Annotated in this window: 17 protein-coding genes; 14 read left to right on the top strand and 3 right to left on the bottom strand. The window is 39.7% G+C overall.

The genetic code is table 11. From position 1 onward, the window contains the following. Positions 1-75: 75 nt before the first annotated feature. On the bottom strand, positions 76-375 hold the full coding sequence (locus tag BACPLE_RS19285) for a hypothetical protein (protein WP_148374605.1): 300 nt from the start codon (positions 373-375) through the stop codon (positions 76-78). 53 nt (positions 376-428) lie between these two features. Then, the gene (locus BACPLE_RS18585) at positions 429-785 is read right to left on the bottom strand and encodes a hypothetical protein (protein ID WP_007559766.1); all 357 of its coding nucleotides are present in this window, start codon (positions 783-785) and stop codon (positions 429-431) included. A gap of 323 nt (positions 786-1,108) precedes the next feature. On the opposite strand from BACPLE_RS18585, the gene BACPLE_RS07830 reads away from it, so the two are divergent. The 14 genes from BACPLE_RS07830 to BACPLE_RS07765 all read left to right on the top strand — a co-directional run bounded on the left by BACPLE_RS07830 (position 1,109) and on the right by BACPLE_RS07765 (position 15,429). Continuing rightward, positions 1,109-2,551, top strand: coding sequence for a flippase (locus BACPLE_RS07830; protein WP_040312648.1), 1,443 nt, complete (start codon positions 1,109-1,111; stop codon positions 2,549-2,551). Between the two features lie 43 nt (positions 2,552-2,594). Continuing rightward, complete coding sequence (gene glf, locus BACPLE_RS07825) at positions 2,595-3,713, top strand: UDP-galactopyranose mutase (RefSeq protein ID WP_007560571.1); 1,119 nt, start codon at positions 2,595-2,597, stop codon at positions 3,711-3,713. Positions 3,714-3,723: 10 nt separating this feature from the next. Continuing rightward, positions 3,724-4,773, top strand: a complete 1,050-nt coding sequence (locus BACPLE_RS07820; RefSeq protein WP_007560569.1) for a glycosyltransferase family 2 protein — start codon at positions 3,724-3,726, stop codon at positions 4,771-4,773. Positions 4,774-4,858: 85 nt separating this feature from the next. Beyond that, on the top strand, positions 4,859-6,028 hold the full coding sequence (locus tag BACPLE_RS07815; RefSeq protein WP_007560566.1) for a glycosyltransferase: 1,170 nt from the start codon (positions 4,859-4,861) through the stop codon (positions 6,026-6,028). 8 nt (positions 6,029-6,036) lie between these two features. After that, positions 6,037-6,729 carry a glycosyltransferase family 32 protein gene (locus BACPLE_RS07810; protein WP_040312681.1) on the top strand — a complete coding sequence of 231 codons (693 nt, stop codon included), beginning with the start codon at positions 6,037-6,039 and terminating at the stop codon, positions 6,727-6,729. After that, positions 6,729-7,802 (top strand): EpsG family protein, encoded by a 1,074-nt coding sequence (locus tag BACPLE_RS07805; protein ID WP_007560563.1) that lies wholly within the window; start codon positions 6,729-6,731, stop codon positions 7,800-7,802. Before BACPLE_RS07810 ends, BACPLE_RS07805 begins: the two co-directional genes overlap by 1 nt. Then, entirely contained in the window at positions 7,799-8,590 is a 792-nt protein-coding gene (locus BACPLE_RS07800; RefSeq protein ID WP_007560561.1) for a glycosyltransferase family A protein, read from the top strand. Before BACPLE_RS07805 ends, BACPLE_RS07800 begins: the two co-directional genes overlap by 4 nt. Positions 8,591-8,648: 58 nt before the next feature. Next, positions 8,649-9,425, top strand: a complete 777-nt coding sequence (locus tag BACPLE_RS07795; RefSeq protein ID WP_007560559.1) for a glycosyltransferase family 2 protein — start codon at positions 8,649-8,651, stop codon at positions 9,423-9,425. A 48-nt stretch (positions 9,426-9,473) separates the two neighbouring features. Further along, on the top strand, positions 9,474-10,583 hold the full coding sequence (locus BACPLE_RS07790; protein WP_007560557.1) for a GumC domain-containing protein: 1,110 nt from the start codon (positions 9,474-9,476) through the stop codon (positions 10,581-10,583). 17 nt (positions 10,584-10,600) lie between these two features. Then, positions 10,601-12,088 carry a capsule assembly Wzi family protein gene (locus BACPLE_RS07785; RefSeq protein WP_007560555.1) on the top strand — a complete coding sequence of 496 codons (1,488 nt, stop codon included), beginning with the start codon at positions 10,601-10,603 and terminating at the stop codon, positions 12,086-12,088. A gap of 12 nt (positions 12,089-12,100) precedes the next feature. Further along, entirely contained in the window at positions 12,101-12,544 is a 444-nt protein-coding gene (locus tag BACPLE_RS07780; protein WP_007560553.1) for a lipocalin-like domain-containing protein, read from the top strand. A gap of 92 nt (positions 12,545-12,636) precedes the next feature. Continuing rightward, entirely contained in the window at positions 12,637-13,728 is a 1,092-nt protein-coding gene (gene gmd / locus BACPLE_RS07775) for a GDP-mannose 4,6-dehydratase (RefSeq protein WP_007560552.1), read from the top strand. A 61-nt stretch (positions 13,729-13,789) separates the two neighbouring features. Continuing rightward, positions 13,790-14,908: a GDP-L-fucose synthase family protein gene (locus BACPLE_RS07770; RefSeq protein WP_007560550.1), complete on the top strand. Its 1,119-nt coding sequence runs from the start codon at positions 13,790-13,792 to the stop codon at positions 14,906-14,908. Between the two features lie 5 nt (positions 14,909-14,913). Continuing rightward, complete coding sequence (locus tag BACPLE_RS07765) at positions 14,914-15,429, top strand: UpxY family transcription antiterminator (protein ID WP_007560548.1); 516 nt, start codon at positions 14,914-14,916, stop codon at positions 15,427-15,429. Between the two features lie 61 nt (positions 15,430-15,490). Here the strand turns inward: BACPLE_RS07765 and BACPLE_RS07760 are convergent, their stop codons facing one another. Beyond that, positions 15,491-17,818, bottom strand: a complete 2,328-nt coding sequence (locus BACPLE_RS07760; protein ID WP_007560546.1) for a transglycosylase domain-containing protein — start codon at positions 17,816-17,818, stop codon at positions 15,491-15,493. Positions 17,819-18,048: the final 230 nt, after the last annotated feature.

Below are 18,048 nucleotides of genomic sequence, written 5' to 3'. Positions count from 1 at the left end.
CTGGGTATAGAATTATAGGTGATGTCCGCCACCACCAAGCCCGGCCATATACCAGGCGTGTACTTGGAGAAGTGTTTACAAGATCCCTGTAAAGACGGTAACCGTGTCTGAGTCCGTGGTACGAGGACGGTACCTTGTCCGCCTGAGCATGAGCGAGTTGGAACGGAGCACATTGTAAAACCTGTCCCGTCCTATGGTGAACTTTTCCCTGAAGTATTCACGGCAGAGTGTGTAGAGTTCCCGACAGCCCGCCTTGGGAAGACATTCCTTCTGGCGGACGTACAGGCAGTACAATACAATGCTGGCAGAGAGTATGTCAGCCTCGTTTGAGGCATAGTCATGCTTGTAGTATCCCTGTGCTGATATGCCAAGCAATCTGCAAAGCGGACGCACGCGGTAACGGCGTCCGCCTTGAGACAGGCCCCGGATTACTTGGCACCGGAGTTTTTTCTTACCGGAATGTTATAGGTCTTTTCCGCAAGGTCAATCATGCAGTCGTAGGCGTCACGGGCCATGTTGGACTGCTTCAACTCTACTTCCAGGGACTTGATTTTCCGCTCGAGCTCATGAATACGGTCATGAAGCTCCTGCTCGGTCTGACTTAGTTTCTTGCTCATAATGGGACTTGGTTTATCTTCAATCCCAAAGATACGAAGCCAGCGGCTAATTGTAGTACGTTTCAGACCTTTTTCTCGTTCAAATTCACTATGGTTCTGAGAAGAACACATATATTCTTCCAGATAAGACAGACATTCTGCCTTTGAGAACTTTCGATTTTTACGCATGTTACTAAATAAATTGTGTCAACTTATTTAGTACACTACAGTTTTCTCCTAAACGTACTTGCATTTTGGAACAGACGAAAAACAGACCGGAAAAAACAAGAAAAAACAATGCAGTATTTATGATTTCTACTCATTTGTCTACTAAAACCCTTTGAAAACTCATTTTGTCGAAATTTCCTTTTGACATTTCGATGAAAGGGGGTATTTTTGTAAGATAAACGAAATATCACGCTTACCTTGCATACCTTTTTTTGTCTTCTCAGGATGGATTGGTATGGGACAGGTAACGGCGAAGCGTACCCTAAAACCACACGATAGAGGTCATGTCCAAGTCCATAAAAACAAATTATATATTCAACCTCATAAATACCGTTTCCAGTTTAATTTTTCCTGTACTCACATTTCCGTATGCATCCCGGATAATGTTAGCAGAAGGAATCGGACAAGTCAACTTCTACCAATCTATCATTCAATATATATCTTTATTTACATGCCTGGGCATTCCCATGTATGCAATCAGAGAAATTGCGAAAGTACGAGACAATCAATACGAATGTAATAAAACCACACTGGAAATCCTGCTTCTCCATTTCTCTCTGACTTTTTTAGGCTACCTTCTTGTCTTCATCCTATGCCTGCTGATACCTGAAATCCAAGTAAATATCCCCTTATTTTTAATTCTCAGCACAAGCATCTTATTTACCACCATTGGATGCGAATGGTTTTACCAAGGCATCGAAGATTTTAAATACATTACCATAAGGGGATTGATTGTGAAGATTTCGGCACTCTTTATTCTTTTCATCTGTGTCAAAACCCCACAAGACATATTATGGTATGGCATGTATTGCGTGGTAGGCGTGGTAGGAGGAAATATTTTCAACTTCATACGGTTAAAGAAATACATCTCATTCATTCCTTTTAAACAACTCCATCCATTAAAGCACCTTAAACCGGCCTTACGGATTTTTGTATTAAACCTTATTATCAGCTTATACGTCAATCTTAATTCGGTAATGCTGGGGTTTATTAAAGACACAGAGAGTGTAGGTCTGTTTACAGCGGCAACCCGCCTTTCACAGATGATATTAGGAGTAACCAGTGCACTGGGCACAGTCATGCTTCCAAGGCTGACAAACCTGCTGTCCAACCAGCAAAAAGAAGAGTTCAACCGATTGGCTCAAAAAGCCACAGAGTTTATTTTTGCAATCTCATTGCCCATCACTGTCGGAACAATCGTTCTGGCTCCAGAACTAATCATCTTATTCTGTGGCAGCACATATCACGCAGCAATAACCACCTTGCAGCTAATATCTCCTATCATTGTCCTGATTAGCTTGTCGGGCATTCTGGGTATACAAATATTATATCCGCAGGGAAAAGAAAATATCGTGATTATTTGTACAGCTATTGGAGCCGCATCAAATTTTATACTCAATTTATGCCTGGTACCTTCTCTTTCACAAGATGGCGCGGCCATAGCCACGCTCGTGGCTGAATTTTTAGTCACATTCAGCATGATGCTTATCGGAAGAAGGTACATCCCCATTAACTGGAAATCAAAATCATTTCTTAATTATTGCATAGGAACTGCCATCATGGCATTTGCCATTGTTCCCATCACACTAACAAGCAATACGAATAGTATTATAAGCTTAATTGCATGTATAGCAATCGGCATTATTATCTATGCAATCTATTTAGGGCTTACTAAAGATAAGCTCTACTACACATTCAAAGACTTCCTGACAAAGAAAAGAAGTTGACCCGAAATTCCTTTATAATTAACAACATATTCCTAGTAAAGACATGTATGATTATCTGATAGTAGGCTCAGGCCTGTTTGGAGCCACATTCGCCTATAAGGCCTCTAAAGAAGGAAAGAAATGTTTGGTAATAGATAAACGCCCTCATACCGGAGGAAATATCTACTGCGAAAATATAGAAGGTATAAACGTACACAAATATGGCGCACATATCTTTCATACAAACAGTAAGAAGGTATGGGACTTTGTAAACTCCATCGTAGAGTTCAACAGATATACCAATAGCCCAGTAGCCAATTATAAGGGGAAGTTATATAACCTTCCTTTTAACATGAACACCTTCTATCAGATGTGGGGGGTTACCACTCCAGAAGCAGCACATGCCAAAATAGAAGAACAGAAGGCCGAAGCATTGCGCAAAATGCAGGAAGACGGAATCTCAGAACCCCGAAACCTGGAAGAACAGGCCTTGCTTCTTATTGGAAAAGATATCTACGAAAAATTAATTAAAGGGTATACAGAGAAACAATGGGGACGTAAATGTACAGAGCTTCCGTCATTTATTATCAGACGATTACCCGTAAGATTTATTTACGACAACAACTATTTCAATGACAGATATCAAGGAATCCCCATCGGAGGATATAACAAATTGATAGAAGGGTTATTAGAAGGGGTTGAGGTTCGAACAAATACGGATTTCTTTAAAGACAGGAAATATTGGGAAAGCATTGCAAGCAAAATTGTCTTTACAGGCAAAATTGATGAATATTACGATTACCAATTCGGCAAACTTGAATACCGCACAGTCCGTTTTGAAGAAGAAATTCACGATTGCAGCAATCTGCAGGGAAATGCGGTAATCAATTACACTGAAAAAGAAATACCTTATACCCGGATCATTGAGCACAAGCATTTTGAGATGTTCGGAGCAGACATTGAGAAATGCCCTAAAACGGTTATCTCCAAAGAATATTCCACTGAATGGAAAGACGGAATGGAACCATACTATCCGGTAAACGATGAAAAAAACAATTCTCTTTATAGCAAATACAAATCGTTAGCAGACAAAGAAAGCAATGTTATATTTGGAGGACGACTGGCTGAATACAAATATTATGACATGGCACCTATTGTTGAACAAGTATTAAACCTATTTTAAAGCTCATACCATGGAGAAATTACTTTCAATTATCATTCCAACATATAACATGGAAAAATATCTAAACAAATGTTTAGATTCACTCTTGATAAAAACCGGACTAGAATATCTGGAAGTTATAGTTGTTAATGATGGAAGTTCTGACAGCTCTTTATCAATAGCACAAGCCTACCAACAAAAATATCCGGATGTTTTTGTCATCATTGATAAAACAAACGGAAATTATGGTTCATGCATCAATGCAGGACTACCTGTAGCAAAAGGAAAATACATAAAAATATTAGATGCTGACGATTCATTCTCAACTCCTATTCTGGAAGAACTGATTAAGAACATTAACGGAATAGATGTTGACTTACTACTCACAGATTATGTCACAATAGATGAGGGAGGTCAAACGCTCTCACAATCTTCTTACCAATACCCTGAATTACAGATATTTGACTTTCCACGTTTCTTTACGGATAGAAAAGCGTCAGTTCCATATATTCATATGCACAATGTGGCTTATAAAAGAGAAAATATCATTCACATAAAATACAAACAAACCGAAGGGATATCTTACACAGATGTGGAGTGGACATTTATCCCTATGACAACGGTAAAGACTGCCTATTATTTAAAAAAGCCTCTATACAAATATCTTCTAGGCCGTGCAGGGCAAACTGTAAATCCCAAGACACTCATGAAGAATATGTATTCAATGGAAAAATTATCATTTTCTTTGATTGACAAATATAACACCTGCCATGCCCATCTGACTCCTCTATATCAAGAATACCTTTTTTATAGAGCAGTAGTAGAAGTGTCACGAATATACAGATTATACCTCGCATACAAGAATACGGATACACAAGCACTCATTAAATTTGACGCACAAATAAAACAATTAAATCAGGACATCTATAAGCACACAGAAGGATTAACCATAAACAGATATTTAAAATATATCAAAGTATGGAGAGATAATAAAAACCGGAAATGTATATATCCATTTTTACGATATAATCTAAAGTTAAACAATTGCATGAGAGCTTTTTTCTCCTCTCAAAACAAGTAAGACTCTATTATTGTCTCTATAAAAGCCCAATATACCTTTAAAAGAAAAACAGATTATTAAGAACTCAGATTACCAACAACAAATAATGAATATTTTATTTGTAAATACTTTCGATGTCAGTCCTCATTTGGGAGGCACTGAAAGAATTACAGATACCCTATGCAGGGAGTTTTCTACCACATTTCATTGCAAATGCTTTTTAGCATACTACAATGACATCGATTCAAAATATATACGGACCAGTTTTACAGAAAAAATACATTTAAAGAACCATCGCCAACACACTCCTTTGATCAACTTCATAAAAAAAAATGCGATTGAAGCTATCATCTTACAGGGGCAGTTCAGACTTACTAAGTCTTTAAAAAAAGCCTGTGAAGGCATAAATGTGAAAATCATTTTTGCACATCATTTGTTTCCAGGAGTTGAGAAATCGTCTATCAGATTCTCCTACATAATTCCTCATAAAATACAAATTAATAACATCATACCCACTGTTATTAAAATCGGATTATTTCCTTTCATTAAGTGGCACCAACAATACAAATTCCCCCATTACTACAACGACACCTATAAATATGCTGATAGAATCGTACTTTTATCGCATAAATTAATTCGTCCTTTTATGGATTTTGGAAAAATAAACGATGACAGAAAGTTTACTATCATCCATAACGCACTATCTTTCAATGATTTTTTCCCAATTGAAGAATTAAAAAGAAAGCAGAAAAAGGTACTAATAGTTTCTCGGCTTGTAGAGAATCCTAAAAGAATTCTCTTCGCAATTAAAGCATGGGAACAAATATGCCAGAAGAATCCGTCGACAGACTGGACCCTTACAATCGTAGGCACTGGAAGCGACGAATATTTATATAAAAAATACTGCACTGATAAACAGCTGAATAACATTTCATTTGAGGGAAACAAAAATCCTAAGCCATATTATTGGGACGCTTCCATTTTTCTCATGACCTCACAACTGGAAAGTTGGGGATTAACAATAACCGAAGCGCAACAATTTGGTGTTGTTCCCGTAGCACTCAATAGCTATCCCTCCTTATCTGAAATTATAACAGATTCTGAAAACGGAATAATTGTGGAAGATAACAATCTAAAGGCTTACGCCAGTGCCATAGAAGAACTGATGAATGATGATGCACTTCGTCAAAAATATGCGATAAACGCGATAAGCTCTTCAAAAAGATTTAGTTCTGAGAGCATCTCAGAACAATGGATAAGACTAATACAAGAATAAACAGATATATGATACCTAAAATTATACACTACTGCTGGTTGAGCAATGACCCAATTCCTGAAAAGCTACAAGAATACATGAAAAGCTGGAAAGAGAAACTTCCCGACTATGAATTTAAGCTTTGGAATTTTGATTGCTTTGACATTAATTCTTCACAATGGGTAAAAGAGGCATTCGAAGCTAAAAAATATGCTTTCGCCGCAGATTACATACGTCTTTATGCCGTATATAATTATGGTGGCATCTATATGGATATGGATGTAGAAGTCATCAAAAGTCTCAATCCTCTATTAAACAATGATTACCTTTTAGGATATGAGAACCAGATAGGAATTGAAGCAGGAATCTTTGGTGCTTCTCCTAAAGCAGATTGGGTAAAACTGATATTAGATTATTACCAGAATAAATCTTTTTATCGGGAGGACGGTACACAGAATACCACTCCATTGCCCAAAATCATATTTAAGATTCTAAAAGCCAATAAACTCTTAAATAAACATATACATCCGCTTTCACCAGATTATCTTACAGCTAAATCTTATAAAACGGGACAGATTCATACCACTTCGAATACATATACAATACATCACTTTGCCGGATCATGGCATGGTCCCAAAGAAAAACTTTATAAGCTAGTTAAAAACATACTGGGAGAACATTTTGCAAAATTATGCTCTCGAATCTACAAAAAATTTAAATAATGGTTTTCTTTGGAAATCTAATTTATTCGATAGCTATCAGTTATTTCTTTGGTAAAAAGTATAAGGATTGCCAGTTATCAGACGGAGCGCTTTTCCTTCTCTTTTTTCATTTTTGCGCCATCTGGTTAATCATATCAGGAGGACAATACTATGTTGGAACAGATTATCCTACATATATAGGATTATTTGACGGATGGGGATTAGAGCTTTATCAGGAAAAAGGTGAATTTTTATTTTATTATATTATCAAAATATGTAATAGCATAGGTATCCACGGACAAGGTTTATATTACATCTTCTATACGATTAATTTTACATTATTATTTTTAATACTAAAACGTTTTCAAGCGTCTTACCTCTTTATCTTCATCCTATTATACATTGGTTATACAAATATATTCAACAATCAGTTGAATATGCTAAGGCAAGCCGTAGCCATTCATTGCGGAACTTATGCATGCATTTTGTATTGCGAATCTAAAGCCAAGCAATGCCTAGTATGGATTGGCATCGCTTTTTTCATGCATGTATCTAGCATAATATTATTATCAATATACCTGTATCCTTTTGTAAAAAAACTGAATAACAAATGGTTAGAAATAATATTAATCATATCCTTCATAGGAAGTTTCTTTCTAAACTTAAAAACTTTTTCATTCTTGACAGACTATCTTCCCCCAGCCTATGCTGCACACCTTGAAAAGGAGGAAATGAGTTCTTCCATCATTACTTCGCTTACCAAGTATATATTCATTCCATTCTTTTATTGGGGACTTAAATTACTTGAAAATAACTCATTAAATGATTTTGAAAAGAAGCTTTTTTATTTTGGCTATCTGGGATTCTGTTTCAAGCTGCTATTATTGAAAGTACCGATAGTAAACCGATTGGCTGATTATTTCATCATAATTTCTGCCTTCCCATTTTTTTTCTATCTTATCGATTTAAAAAAGCAGAACAAAAAAATACTATTTGGACTCATCTGCCTGGCTATCATCGCTTTTTACGGATTAAAAACAGTATTATTTCCTAAAGCTGAATATATTTATAACTCAATATACTTTCTACTATGACACTAGAAGTTCTTATTTCCTGTATGCATCAAAAAAATACAGATATCATCCAAAAAAGTAATATACAGAGTGATGTAGTAATCGTAAATCAATGTGATATAAATAAAACTGAAAATATAACGTTTCAAAACCACCAAAACGAAGAATGTAAAGCTCGAATCATTCATACAACAGAACGCGGACTATCAAAAAGCAGAAACCTGGCAATAGCAAATGCATGCGGAGATATATGCATAATATGTGATGACGATGAATATTTCTCATTAAACTATCCTGAAACAATAAGACAGGCTTTCCAAAATATTCCTCAGGCAGACATTATTGTATTTCAGGTTAATCGAGATCCAATCAAACACTACCCACAACATATCAAGAAATTAAATAGTTTTGATTGCCTCAAAGTCTCAAGTGTCGAAATAGCATTTAAGCTCTCCAAAATAAAAGAGAAAAATATACTTTTTGATGAAAAAGTTGGTTCAGGAGTATCAAAAGCGGGAGGAGAAGAAAATATTTTTCTACATAACTGTCTGAGAAATAAGTTATCCATCTATTTTGTACCTATAACACTTGCCCGATTACTACCCGGCAGTTCTCAATGGGATTCTGCAAAATTCTCAAAAGAATATTTTATCGATAGAGGAAAATTTACCCAAAAACTAATCGGAGGAAAAATATTTGCTATATTATATGCCTGTTACTTCAGCTTGTTTAAATACTCAAAATTTAAACACAAAACAAACATAGTAAACGCACTCAGGTATATGCTATATGGAGTATTTAAGGGATAATAAATTCAAAATCAACGATTACTAAACTATTTAAAATTCATATCAAACTATATAATTCATGGAAAATCTTGGCTTAGTTTCTATCATCACCCCTTCATACAACTCAGCCCCTTTTATTGCTGAAACAATAGAATCCATCATTAACCAAAGCTATCCATATTGGGAATTGTTAATTACGGACGATTGTTCCAGTGATAACACCATAGAAATCATACAAGAGTTTATAAAAAAAGATTCCCGCATAAAATTATTTCAACTTAACCAAAATAGTGGAGCAGGAATATGCAGAAATAAATCCATCGAAAATGCCCAGGGTCGTTTCATCGCATTTTGTGACAGCGATGATTGCTGGATGCCTAAAAAACTGGAAAAACAACTGGCTTTCATGATTGAAAAAAACTGTGTACTATCGTATACCTCATATATGACTTGCGACGAAAACAGCAAAATTCAAGGAATAGTCATCTGTAATAAGAAGATTACCTACACAGACATGAAACATGACGATGGTATTGGGTGCCTGACTGCCATCTATGACAGCCAGAAAACAGGAAAAATATATCTCCCCCATTTAAGAAAAAGACAAGACTGGGGATTATGGTTAAAGATTCTAAGAGAGCATAAAGTTTCATATGGAATGAAGGAACCTTTGGCTATCTATCGCTTACGGAAATCGTCTATTTCCAGAAACAAACTATCACTGATAAAATACAATATCAGAGTTTACCATGAAATATTACACTTTTCTTATATCAAGGCTTACTTATATTTCTTTATAATATTTCTGCCTTCTTTCTTTTACAAAAAAGCCAAAATACGTATAATTAACTCATAATAAATCAGTTCTTTTTCGAAGGATTCATAAATTAATAATTAGAACAAGATGGAAGAAAAGAATAAAAAACAGCAAGAAACTTCAGACGAAATAAAGAATAATATTACCCTCTTCAAATTAATTAGAATATTATTCCATAACCGCTTTAAATTATACAAAGTCTGTGGTATAAGTGCTTTAATTGGAGCTGTTATCGGCTTTAGTTTACCTAAAACCTACCACGCATATGTAAGCCTTTCACCTGAATCTGGAATGAATGGAGCAAGTGGTTTATCTGGCATTGCTTCAATGTTTGGACTGGTAAACAGCTCAACTGGATTTGGAGAGGATGCCCTTACTTTTAATATGTTTCCTGAAATTGTAAAAACTAACCCATATGCATTAGAAGTTCTTCAAGTCCCAATTCAGACTCAAGACGGAAAAACCATGCTACTCTATGACTATTTGGATATAGAACAAAAACCATGGTGGACTTACGTGACAGGACTTCCCAAAGCTGCTATAGGAGGCGTCAAGTCACTTTTCAGCCAAGAAAAACCAGATACCGTAACAACAATCGATCCTTTTAAACTGACTAAAGAGCAAGATATGCACATCAAGATGCTACAAGATGTCTTAAAAGTTGAAACAGATGTAAAGACCAATATGACTAAAGTTAGCGTAGCCCTGCAAGACCCACTTGCAGCAGCAATTGTGGCAGATAGTGCCGTATATAAACTACAAGAATATATCACCGATTATCGCACTCGCAAAGCAAAGCAAGATTATGATTTCCAGCTTAATCTATGCGAACAATATAAAAAAGAATACTTTGCAGCACAACAAGAGTATGCCCAGTTCGCAGATGCAAACAGAAACGTAATCTTACAAACCGTTACTTCTGAAAAAGAAAGATTACAAAAAAATTTAAGTCTGGCAGAACAAATCTACAGTCAATCCATGGGACAGCTCCAGGTACTACGTGGAAAAGTACAAGAAGCAAAACCTGTATTTGCCGTAGTAGAACCGGCCACGGTACCACTTGTTCCTTCATCTCCAAAGAAAATGATGATTATCATCGCATTTGCCTTTCTGGCTTTCATCTTTGAATCTGCCTGGATTCTTTTCGGAAAAGACATTTACCACGATTTTAAGAATGAAATGAAAAAGAAAGATTAACTTTATGTACTCCCTCTATGAAACTAAAAGCAATTTTATTATTCTCTATACTATCCAGTAGCTTAATACAAGCACAGACTGAGAACACGTCTCTTACCTACCATGTAGAATTAGGAGCTACAGCCGGAGGTGGTACATATGCTCCACTTTGGTTCACTGGTAACCGATACGGGCTGGGCAGTACAAATCCCAATTCAGGATACCTGTTGGCAGGAGTCACTTACGGTAAACAGTTTCAACACGGATGGCGCATTGAAGCTGGACTAGACATGGCAGGAGGAATACACCAGGCTCAAGACGTGTTTATTCATCAGATTTACGGTGATTTTTCCTGGAAAATGCTGACACTAAGCATCGGGAGCAAAGAACGCCCAGGATTTCCTCTCACTAAAAATACGGCATTGAGCAGCGGAATGTTAGTGGAGGGACCAAACACTCAGCCTGTACCGCAAATCAGAGGAGAAATAAAAGAATACCTGAATGTACCAGGTACAAAAGAGTGGCTTGCTTTTAAAGGGCATATTGCCTATGGTTCATTTGCAGAAAATGGCTGGCAAAAAAAATATGTACAGCCTGGGCAATATTTTGTAAAAGACGTGCTATATCACAGCAAGTCATTAATGTTACGATTAGGTAATAAAGATAAATTCCCACTAGAATTTGAAGTTGGGATTCTAATGGCTACGCAGTTCGGAGGCGACAAATACCTGAAATTGGAAGACGGAAGCACAGAAAAGGTATTGGATATGCCCGAAAACCTGAAAGCTTACTGGAAAGCCTTCTTTCCACAGACTGGCGAAAGTAATACTCCTGAAGGCGAACAGGTTAATATAGAAGGAAACATGCTAGGAAGCTGGAACTTTGCATTGAATTATTATTTAAGCGAATGGAAGTTACGGGCTTATCTGGAACACTATTTCGAAGACCATTCGCAAATGTTCTGGCAATACGGACGATGGAAAGATGGCCAGATTGGAGTGGAAATAACCTTCCCCAAGAATCGCTGGATCAGTTCAGCCGTGTGGGAAGGATTAAACACAAAAGGCCAAAGTGGTTCATTATTATATGATGGATTTTGGGGACAGTTCCCTGAATACCAGATTAGCGCCAACGATAATTATTACAATCACTACATCTATGGGGCCTGGCAATATCTGGGTATGGGAATGGGAAATCCGCTTCTTCCAGGACCGGCCTACAACAAAGATTGTAGCATTTCTTTCAGAAGCAACCGCGTAAGAGCACATCATCTAGGTATAAACGGACAGCCTTCTTCTGAATGGGGATATCGCATGCTTATTTCATTTGCCAGACACTGGGGTACTTACAATACTCCTCTCGACCAGCAACGAAAACAGTTCAGCTCGCTTTATGAGGCCACCTATACCCCGAAATGGGCTAAAGGATGGAGTGCTTCAGCTGCACTGGGGTTAGACCGGGGAAATTACCTGGGGAATGCTACGGGAGGAATGCTAACCATCAAAAGAACAGGAATCATCCTTTAATAGAGAAAGAACATGAAAAAAGTTTTTTATACAACACTTTGTCTGGTAATGCTGACCATGCTATGTAATAGCTGTTCGAAAGAACCTATCAACAGCAATGTAGAAGGACACTGGCAGTTACTGGAATTTACTACCAAAGCTGACAACCAAGTACATCCGTGTGAGCGTATTTACTATAGCATCCAACTTTGGGTCGTAGAAGTAGCAGAAAAACAAGGTCCGCAAAAACTAACTTCTTTCCGAGGAAGATACCAATATGACGAGACGAGCCATACCATTGAAATGGCTGAGATGAGCACGTATGACACACCAGAAAATTCACGTCCTGCAGAAACTTGGGAACTGGAGCCTTACGGACTAAACAATGTGAATACGACATTCAAAGTAATAACTTCAGATAAAAAATACATGACACTAGAATCGGATTATGCCATTCTAAGATTCAAAAAGTTTTAAAGTAGAAAGTATATAATCAGAAGAAAAAGCCTTGTCTGCCATTGGCAGGCAGGGCTTTTTACCTATCTTTGTAGAGTAAATGATTATTTTTTATGAAAAAAATAGCGCTAATCACAGGTATTACAGGACAAGACGGTTCGTTTCTGGCCGAATTCTTATTGGAAAAAGGATATGACGTGCACGGCACGATTCGTCGTTCATCGGTAGACTTCCGCGAACGTATCGCGCACCTGGAAGGAAAACCGAACTTTCACTTGCATTATGCAGACCTGGGTGACTCGATGAGTATCTTGCAGGTAATCAGCAAGGTGCGTCCTACAGAAATTTATAACCTGGCTGCACAGAGTCACGTGCAGGTGAGCTTTGACTCACCGGAATATACAGCCAATGTAGATGCTACAGGAGTACTCCGTGTGCTGGAAGCGGTGCGTCTGTGCGGTCTGAAGGATACTTGCCGCATTTATCAGGCTTCTACTTCGGAACTCTACGGAAAGGTAGAAGAAGTGCCGCAGAACGAGAATACGCCGTTCCATCCTTACAGTCCGTATGCGGTGGCTAAACTGTATGGCTATTGGATTGTAAGAGAATATCGCGAGGCTTACAATATGTTCTGCTGCTCGGGTATCCTGTTCAATCATGAGTCGGAACGCCGCGGAGAAACTTTCGTAACGCGTAAGATTACGCTGGCTGCGGCCCGCATCGCACAGGGCAAGCAGGAGAAACTGTACCTGGGTAACCTGGACTCGCTGCGCGACTGGGGATATGCCAAGGATTACGTGGAATGTATGTGGCTGATTCTGCAGCATGAAACGCCGGAAGATTTTGTGATTGCTACGGGGGTACAGCACAGTGTACGTGAATTCTGCTACCTGGCATTCAAGTATGCGGGTATCGAACTGGAATTCAAGGGTGAAGGTATCAACGAGAAGGGATATGACAAGGCTACCGGGAAATGCCTGGTGGAAGTCAGCGAGGATTTCTACCGCCCGACAGACGTGGTGAACCTCTGGGGTGACCCGACGAAGGCGAAAGCAAAACTGGGCTGGAACCCGTCGAAAACGACTTTCGAGGAACTGGTGAAGATTATGGTGGATGCGGATATGGCAAAAGTGGCCGTGGAAAAGGCGGGAGAACAGATCCGTACAAACCTGGCAGAGTATCTAGAAAAGGGAATCGTGAAATAGTTAATAGTTAAAAAGTAAAAGTTAAAAACGAGATTTTTCTACTAAGAAACGGAGGTTTATTATGTTGGACAAATCGGCTAAGATATATGTAGCGGGACACCACGGACTGGTGGGTTCCGCTATCTGGAACAACCTGAAGGAAAGGGGCTACAATAACCTGGTGGGACGTTCGCACAAGGAACTGGACTTGCTGGATCCGATGGCGGTTAAGGCGTTCTTCGACGAGGAACAGCCGGATGCGGTGATTCTGGCGGCTGCACACGTGGGAGGCATCATGGCCAACCTGCAATACCGTGCGGACTTTATCTACCAGAACCTGCAGATTCAGCAGAACGTGATTGGAGAGAGTTTCCGCCACGGGGTGAAGAAACTGCTGTTTCTGGGCAGCACGTGCATTTATCCGCGTGAGGCTCCGCAACCGATGAAGGAGGAGGTGCTCCTCACCTCTCCGCTGGAATATACGAACGAACCGTATGCCATCGCAAAGATTGCGGGACTGAAGATGTGCGAGAGTTTCAACCTGCAGTATGGCACGAACTACATTGCCGTAATGCCGACCAACCTTTACGGTCCGAACGATAACTTCCATCTGGAGAACAGCCATGTGCTGCCGGCCATGATCCGTAAGATTCACCTGGCCAAGTGCCTGAATGAGGGTGACTGGGATGCGGTGTGCAAGGATATCAACCTGCGTCCGGTGGAAGGGGTGAACGGAAACAACACCCATCAGGAGATTCTGGAGAAACTGGCAAAGTTCGGCATTACGCCGGAAGCAGTCACACTCTGGGGTACGGGAAAACCGATGCGTGAGTTCCTGTGGAGTGAGGAGATGGCAGACGCCAGCGTACACGTGTTGCTGAACGTGGATTTCAAGCAGACATACGATGCTGCGCAGAAGAATACGGACGGCATCACGGAAATACGTAACTGCCACATCAACGTAGGTACGGGCAAGGAGGTGTCTATCCGTGAAGTGGCGGAGAAAATCATGAAGGAAATCGGCTTCAAGGGGGAACTGCGCTGGGATGCGTCGAAACCGGACGGCACGCTGCGCAAACTGACCGACGTGAGCAAGCTGCACAGCCTGGGCTGGCACCACAAAGTGGAGATAGACGAAGGTATTCACCGCCTGTATGAATGGTACCTGAAGGGTATCTGTATCAATCACCAGACTATATAAGCTGAATGGAAGCGAAAAAAGAAACACACTGGTATGCTTTCTATGTAAGAATGCATCACGAGAAGAAAACGGCAGAAAAACTCGAAATGCTAAAAGTTGTCCATTTTCTGCCTATACAAGAGGTCATACGCCAATGGAGTGACCGTAAGAAGAAAATCAAACAAGTGGTCATTCCCATGCTGATTTTTATCTGTACGGACGAAAAAGGACGTATTGAACTATTACAGAACTTACCGTCACTGACGGGATGTCTGATAGACCCGGCGACCCGGCGACCTGCCATCATCCGAAACGAGGAGATGGAAAAGTTTAAGTTTATGCTGGATTTTTCGGACGAGACTATCCGTTTTCAAAGTGAGCCATTAGCTCCAGGAGAAAAAGTGGAAGTCATCAAGGGAAGTCTGAAGGGACTTCAAGGAGAGCTGGTAGAGCTGGAGGATCATTCACAGGTAATGATACGCATTGAGCATCTGGGCTATGCTACTGTAGAAATACCTGTGGGGTACGTAAAGAAATTATAGAAAAGAACAACAAGATAAAACAACGGCGGGAAATTGCTATATACAATTTCCCGCCGTTGTTTTATTGGAAGAACACATCATCAAGACGTGTATTATTTTCTTCTTCTATTTCTGTCAATCTGTCTTTGCAAGGATCGAAATCCCCCGGTATATCGAATGTCTCATCTGGAGAGTATCCTAACGTTTTGTCAGCATAAACTTTCTGCATATAGAGCCCCCAGATAGGCAGTGCCATAGAAGCTCCTTGCCCGTCACGCATTGTATCAAAATGAATGTCTCGTTCTTCACCTCCAACCCAGCAACCAGATACCAATGACGGAGTAAAGCCCATGAACCATCCATCAGAGTTACGGTTCGTTGTTCCTGTCTTACCTCCCATGTCGGCCTTAATACCATACAAACGACGAACACGACCACCGGTACCTTCATTGATTACGGCACGCAGCATGACGAGCATCTTGTAAGAAGTTGATTCACTAATAACTTCATTTACTTGTGGAGTGAAGTTGGCTACGACGTTACCATCATTATCTTCAATGCGAGTGACAAAAAGCGGAGCAGTGCGAATGCCTTTATTGACAAAGGCCGTATAAGCACTGACCATCTCTCCTACCGAAATCTCACAAGGTCCAAGACAAAGAGAGACTGTAGGCTGGATATCTTTGTTCAATACACCGAATGAATGTATCAGGCGAACCAAGTCGTACGGACTAAGCTTGCTCATAAGGTAGGCTGAAATCCAGTTATTAGAATTGGCCAATCCCCACTTCAATGTCACGATTTCTCCATAATGTGACTTAGAACTATTACGAGGTGACCAAGCCTTTCCGTTTTCATCAAAAAGAGTCTGCTCCACATTACGAACCTCGTCACAAGGCGAAAATCCGTTTTCCATGGCAAGCGCATATAAATAAGGTTTAATGGTTGAACCTACCTGACGACGGCCTACCATAGCCATATCATATTGGAAATAGTTATAATTAGGTCCTCCTACGTATGCTTTCACATGTCCCGTAATCGGATCCATAGACATAAAACCAGCTCGCAGGAAGTGTTTATAATATTTGATAGAATCAAGCGGAGTCATGATTGTATCTTTTTCTCCTTCCCATGAGAATACAGACATCTCGTATTTAGTATTAAAGGCTTTCATGATTTCAGCTTCCGAACATCCGTCAGCCTTCATGGTACGATAACGGTCGCTCTGGCGAATAGAACGGTTCAAAATCTGTTCTACTTCCTCTGGAGTAAGTTCATTGGTGTATGGAGCGGTCTTACGTCCTCTTTTTTCCTTGAAGAAGCGAGGTTGCAGATACTTGGCTACATGCTCATAAACGGCTTCTTCGGCATATTGCTGCATTCGGGAATTGATAGTAGTATAGATTTTCAAACCATCTACATAAAGATTATAATTGGTACCATCTTTCTTTTTATTCTTTGCACACCAACCGTACAACGGGTTAGTTTCCCAAGCCAGAGAGTCTTCATAATACTTCTGCATCTGCCAGCCACGGTAATCGCTCCGGTCCGGTTTACGGGCAGTCATTACGCCACGCAGGTATTCACGGAAATAGGTAGCCAGTCCGTCTTTATGATCGACAGGCTGAAATTTCAACACCAAAGGAAGAGCCTGCAAGGAGTCACATTCTTCCTGAGTAAGGAAGCCTGCCTTACGCATCTGGTCAAGAACCGTATTACGGCGGCCACGGGAACGTTCATTAAAACGACGGGGATTATAGAGAGAAGGATTCTTACACATACCAATCAAGGTAGCGGCTTCTTCTATTTTCAGATTTTTGGGATCTTTGGCAAAATAAGTCTTGGCTGCAGTTTTAATACCTACAGCATTATTCAAGAAATCGAACTTATTAAGATACATGGTAAGGATTTCTTCCTTTGTGTAATAACGTTCCAACTTTACAGCAATTACCCACTCAATCGGTTTCTGCAACAAACGCTCCATTACGTTATCAGCTGTGGGTGAATAGAACTGCTTGGCCAGCTGCTGGGTAATGGTACTACCACCGCCGGCATGTTTCTGCATAAAGATTCCACGCTTGATAACCGCGCGCATGAAAGCACGGGCATCGATACCAGAATGGTCTTCAAAACGTACGTCCTCAGTAGCCACCAAAGCATGTACCAGATGAGGAGAAAGGTCCTCATAACCTACATACACGCGGTTTTCCTTACTAAGCGACCAGGTGCCTAACAACTTGCCGTCTTCAGAAATGACCTGTGTGGCAAACTTCAGATTCGGATTTTCCAGTTCTTCTACCGGGGGAACATACCCTATTTTACCTTTTGCAATAGCCGTAAAAACGATGGCAACTGCGGCAATGCAGATGAACACAAAACCCCACATTGCATATATAAATATCTTTCTCATACTTTTATTATATTCATTAATTAGACTTTTAAGCCGCAAATTTACGGAAAATCTCTGGAAAAGACGAATAAAAAGGGACAAATGTCTTCGTAATGCCTGTCAATAAGGCGTTTGCGAAGACAAATGAGGACAGGCGAAAAATCGAGGTAACGTAAAGGAAAGCGGATTTATGAAGAAGAACGGTCTCCAAATCATTACCCGCCGAATGGTGATTTTTAACACACCGTGTT

The sequence above is a fragment of the Phocaeicola plebeius DSM 17135 genome (assembly GCF_000187895.1).
Taxonomy (GTDB): Bacteria; Bacteroidota; Bacteroidia; order Bacteroidales; family Bacteroidaceae; genus Phocaeicola; species Phocaeicola plebeius.
Note: the sequence above shows the minus strand (reverse complement) of the source record. Positions and strands in the feature narration are given on the sequence as shown.

What these genes read in the sequence shown, in the direction of transcription:
- BACPLE_RS07770 (WP_007560550.1), top strand. Translation starts at nt 13,790, where the DNA reads ATGTTGGACAAATCGGCTAAGATATATGTAGCGGGACACCACGGACTG.
- BACPLE_RS07810 (WP_040312681.1), top strand. Translation starts at nt 6,037, where the DNA reads ATGATACCTAAAATTATACACTACTGCTGGTTGAGCAATGACCCAATT.
- glf (WP_007560571.1), top strand. Translation starts at nt 2,595, where the DNA reads ATGTATGATTATCTGATAGTAGGCTCAGGCCTGTTTGGAGCCACATTC.
- BACPLE_RS18585 (WP_007559766.1), bottom strand. Translation starts at nt 785, where the DNA reads ATGCGTAAAAATCGAAAGTTCTCAAAGGCAGAATGTCTGTCTTATCTG.
- BACPLE_RS07830 (WP_040312648.1), top strand. Translation starts at nt 1,109, where the DNA reads ATGTCCAAGTCCATAAAAACAAATTATATATTCAACCTCATAAATACC.
- BACPLE_RS07780 (WP_007560553.1), top strand. Translation starts at nt 12,101, where the DNA reads ATGAAAAAAGTTTTTTATACAACACTTTGTCTGGTAATGCTGACCATG.
- BACPLE_RS07800 (WP_007560561.1), top strand. Translation starts at nt 7,799, where the DNA reads ATGACACTAGAAGTTCTTATTTCCTGTATGCATCAAAAAAATACAGAT.
- gmd (WP_007560552.1), top strand. Translation starts at nt 12,637, where the DNA reads ATGAAAAAAATAGCGCTAATCACAGGTATTACAGGACAAGACGGTTCG.
- BACPLE_RS07795 (WP_007560559.1), top strand. Translation starts at nt 8,649, where the DNA reads ATGGAAAATCTTGGCTTAGTTTCTATCATCACCCCTTCATACAACTCA.
- BACPLE_RS07765 (WP_007560548.1), top strand. Translation starts at nt 14,914, where the DNA reads ATGGAAGCGAAAAAAGAAACACACTGGTATGCTTTCTATGTAAGAATG.
- BACPLE_RS07760 (WP_007560546.1), bottom strand. Translation starts at nt 17,818, where the DNA reads ATGAGAAAGATATTTATATATGCAATGTGGGGTTTTGTGTTCATCTGC.
- BACPLE_RS07815 (WP_007560566.1), top strand. Translation starts at nt 4,859, where the DNA reads ATGAATATTTTATTTGTAAATACTTTCGATGTCAGTCCTCATTTGGGA.
- BACPLE_RS07805 (WP_007560563.1), top strand. Translation starts at nt 6,729, where the DNA reads ATGGTTTTCTTTGGAAATCTAATTTATTCGATAGCTATCAGTTATTTC.
- BACPLE_RS07785 (WP_007560555.1), top strand. Translation starts at nt 10,601, where the DNA reads ATGAAACTAAAAGCAATTTTATTATTCTCTATACTATCCAGTAGCTTA.
- BACPLE_RS07820 (WP_007560569.1), top strand. Translation starts at nt 3,724, where the DNA reads ATGGAGAAATTACTTTCAATTATCATTCCAACATATAACATGGAAAAA.
- BACPLE_RS07790 (WP_007560557.1), top strand. Translation starts at nt 9,474, where the DNA reads ATGGAAGAAAAGAATAAAAAACAGCAAGAAACTTCAGACGAAATAAAG.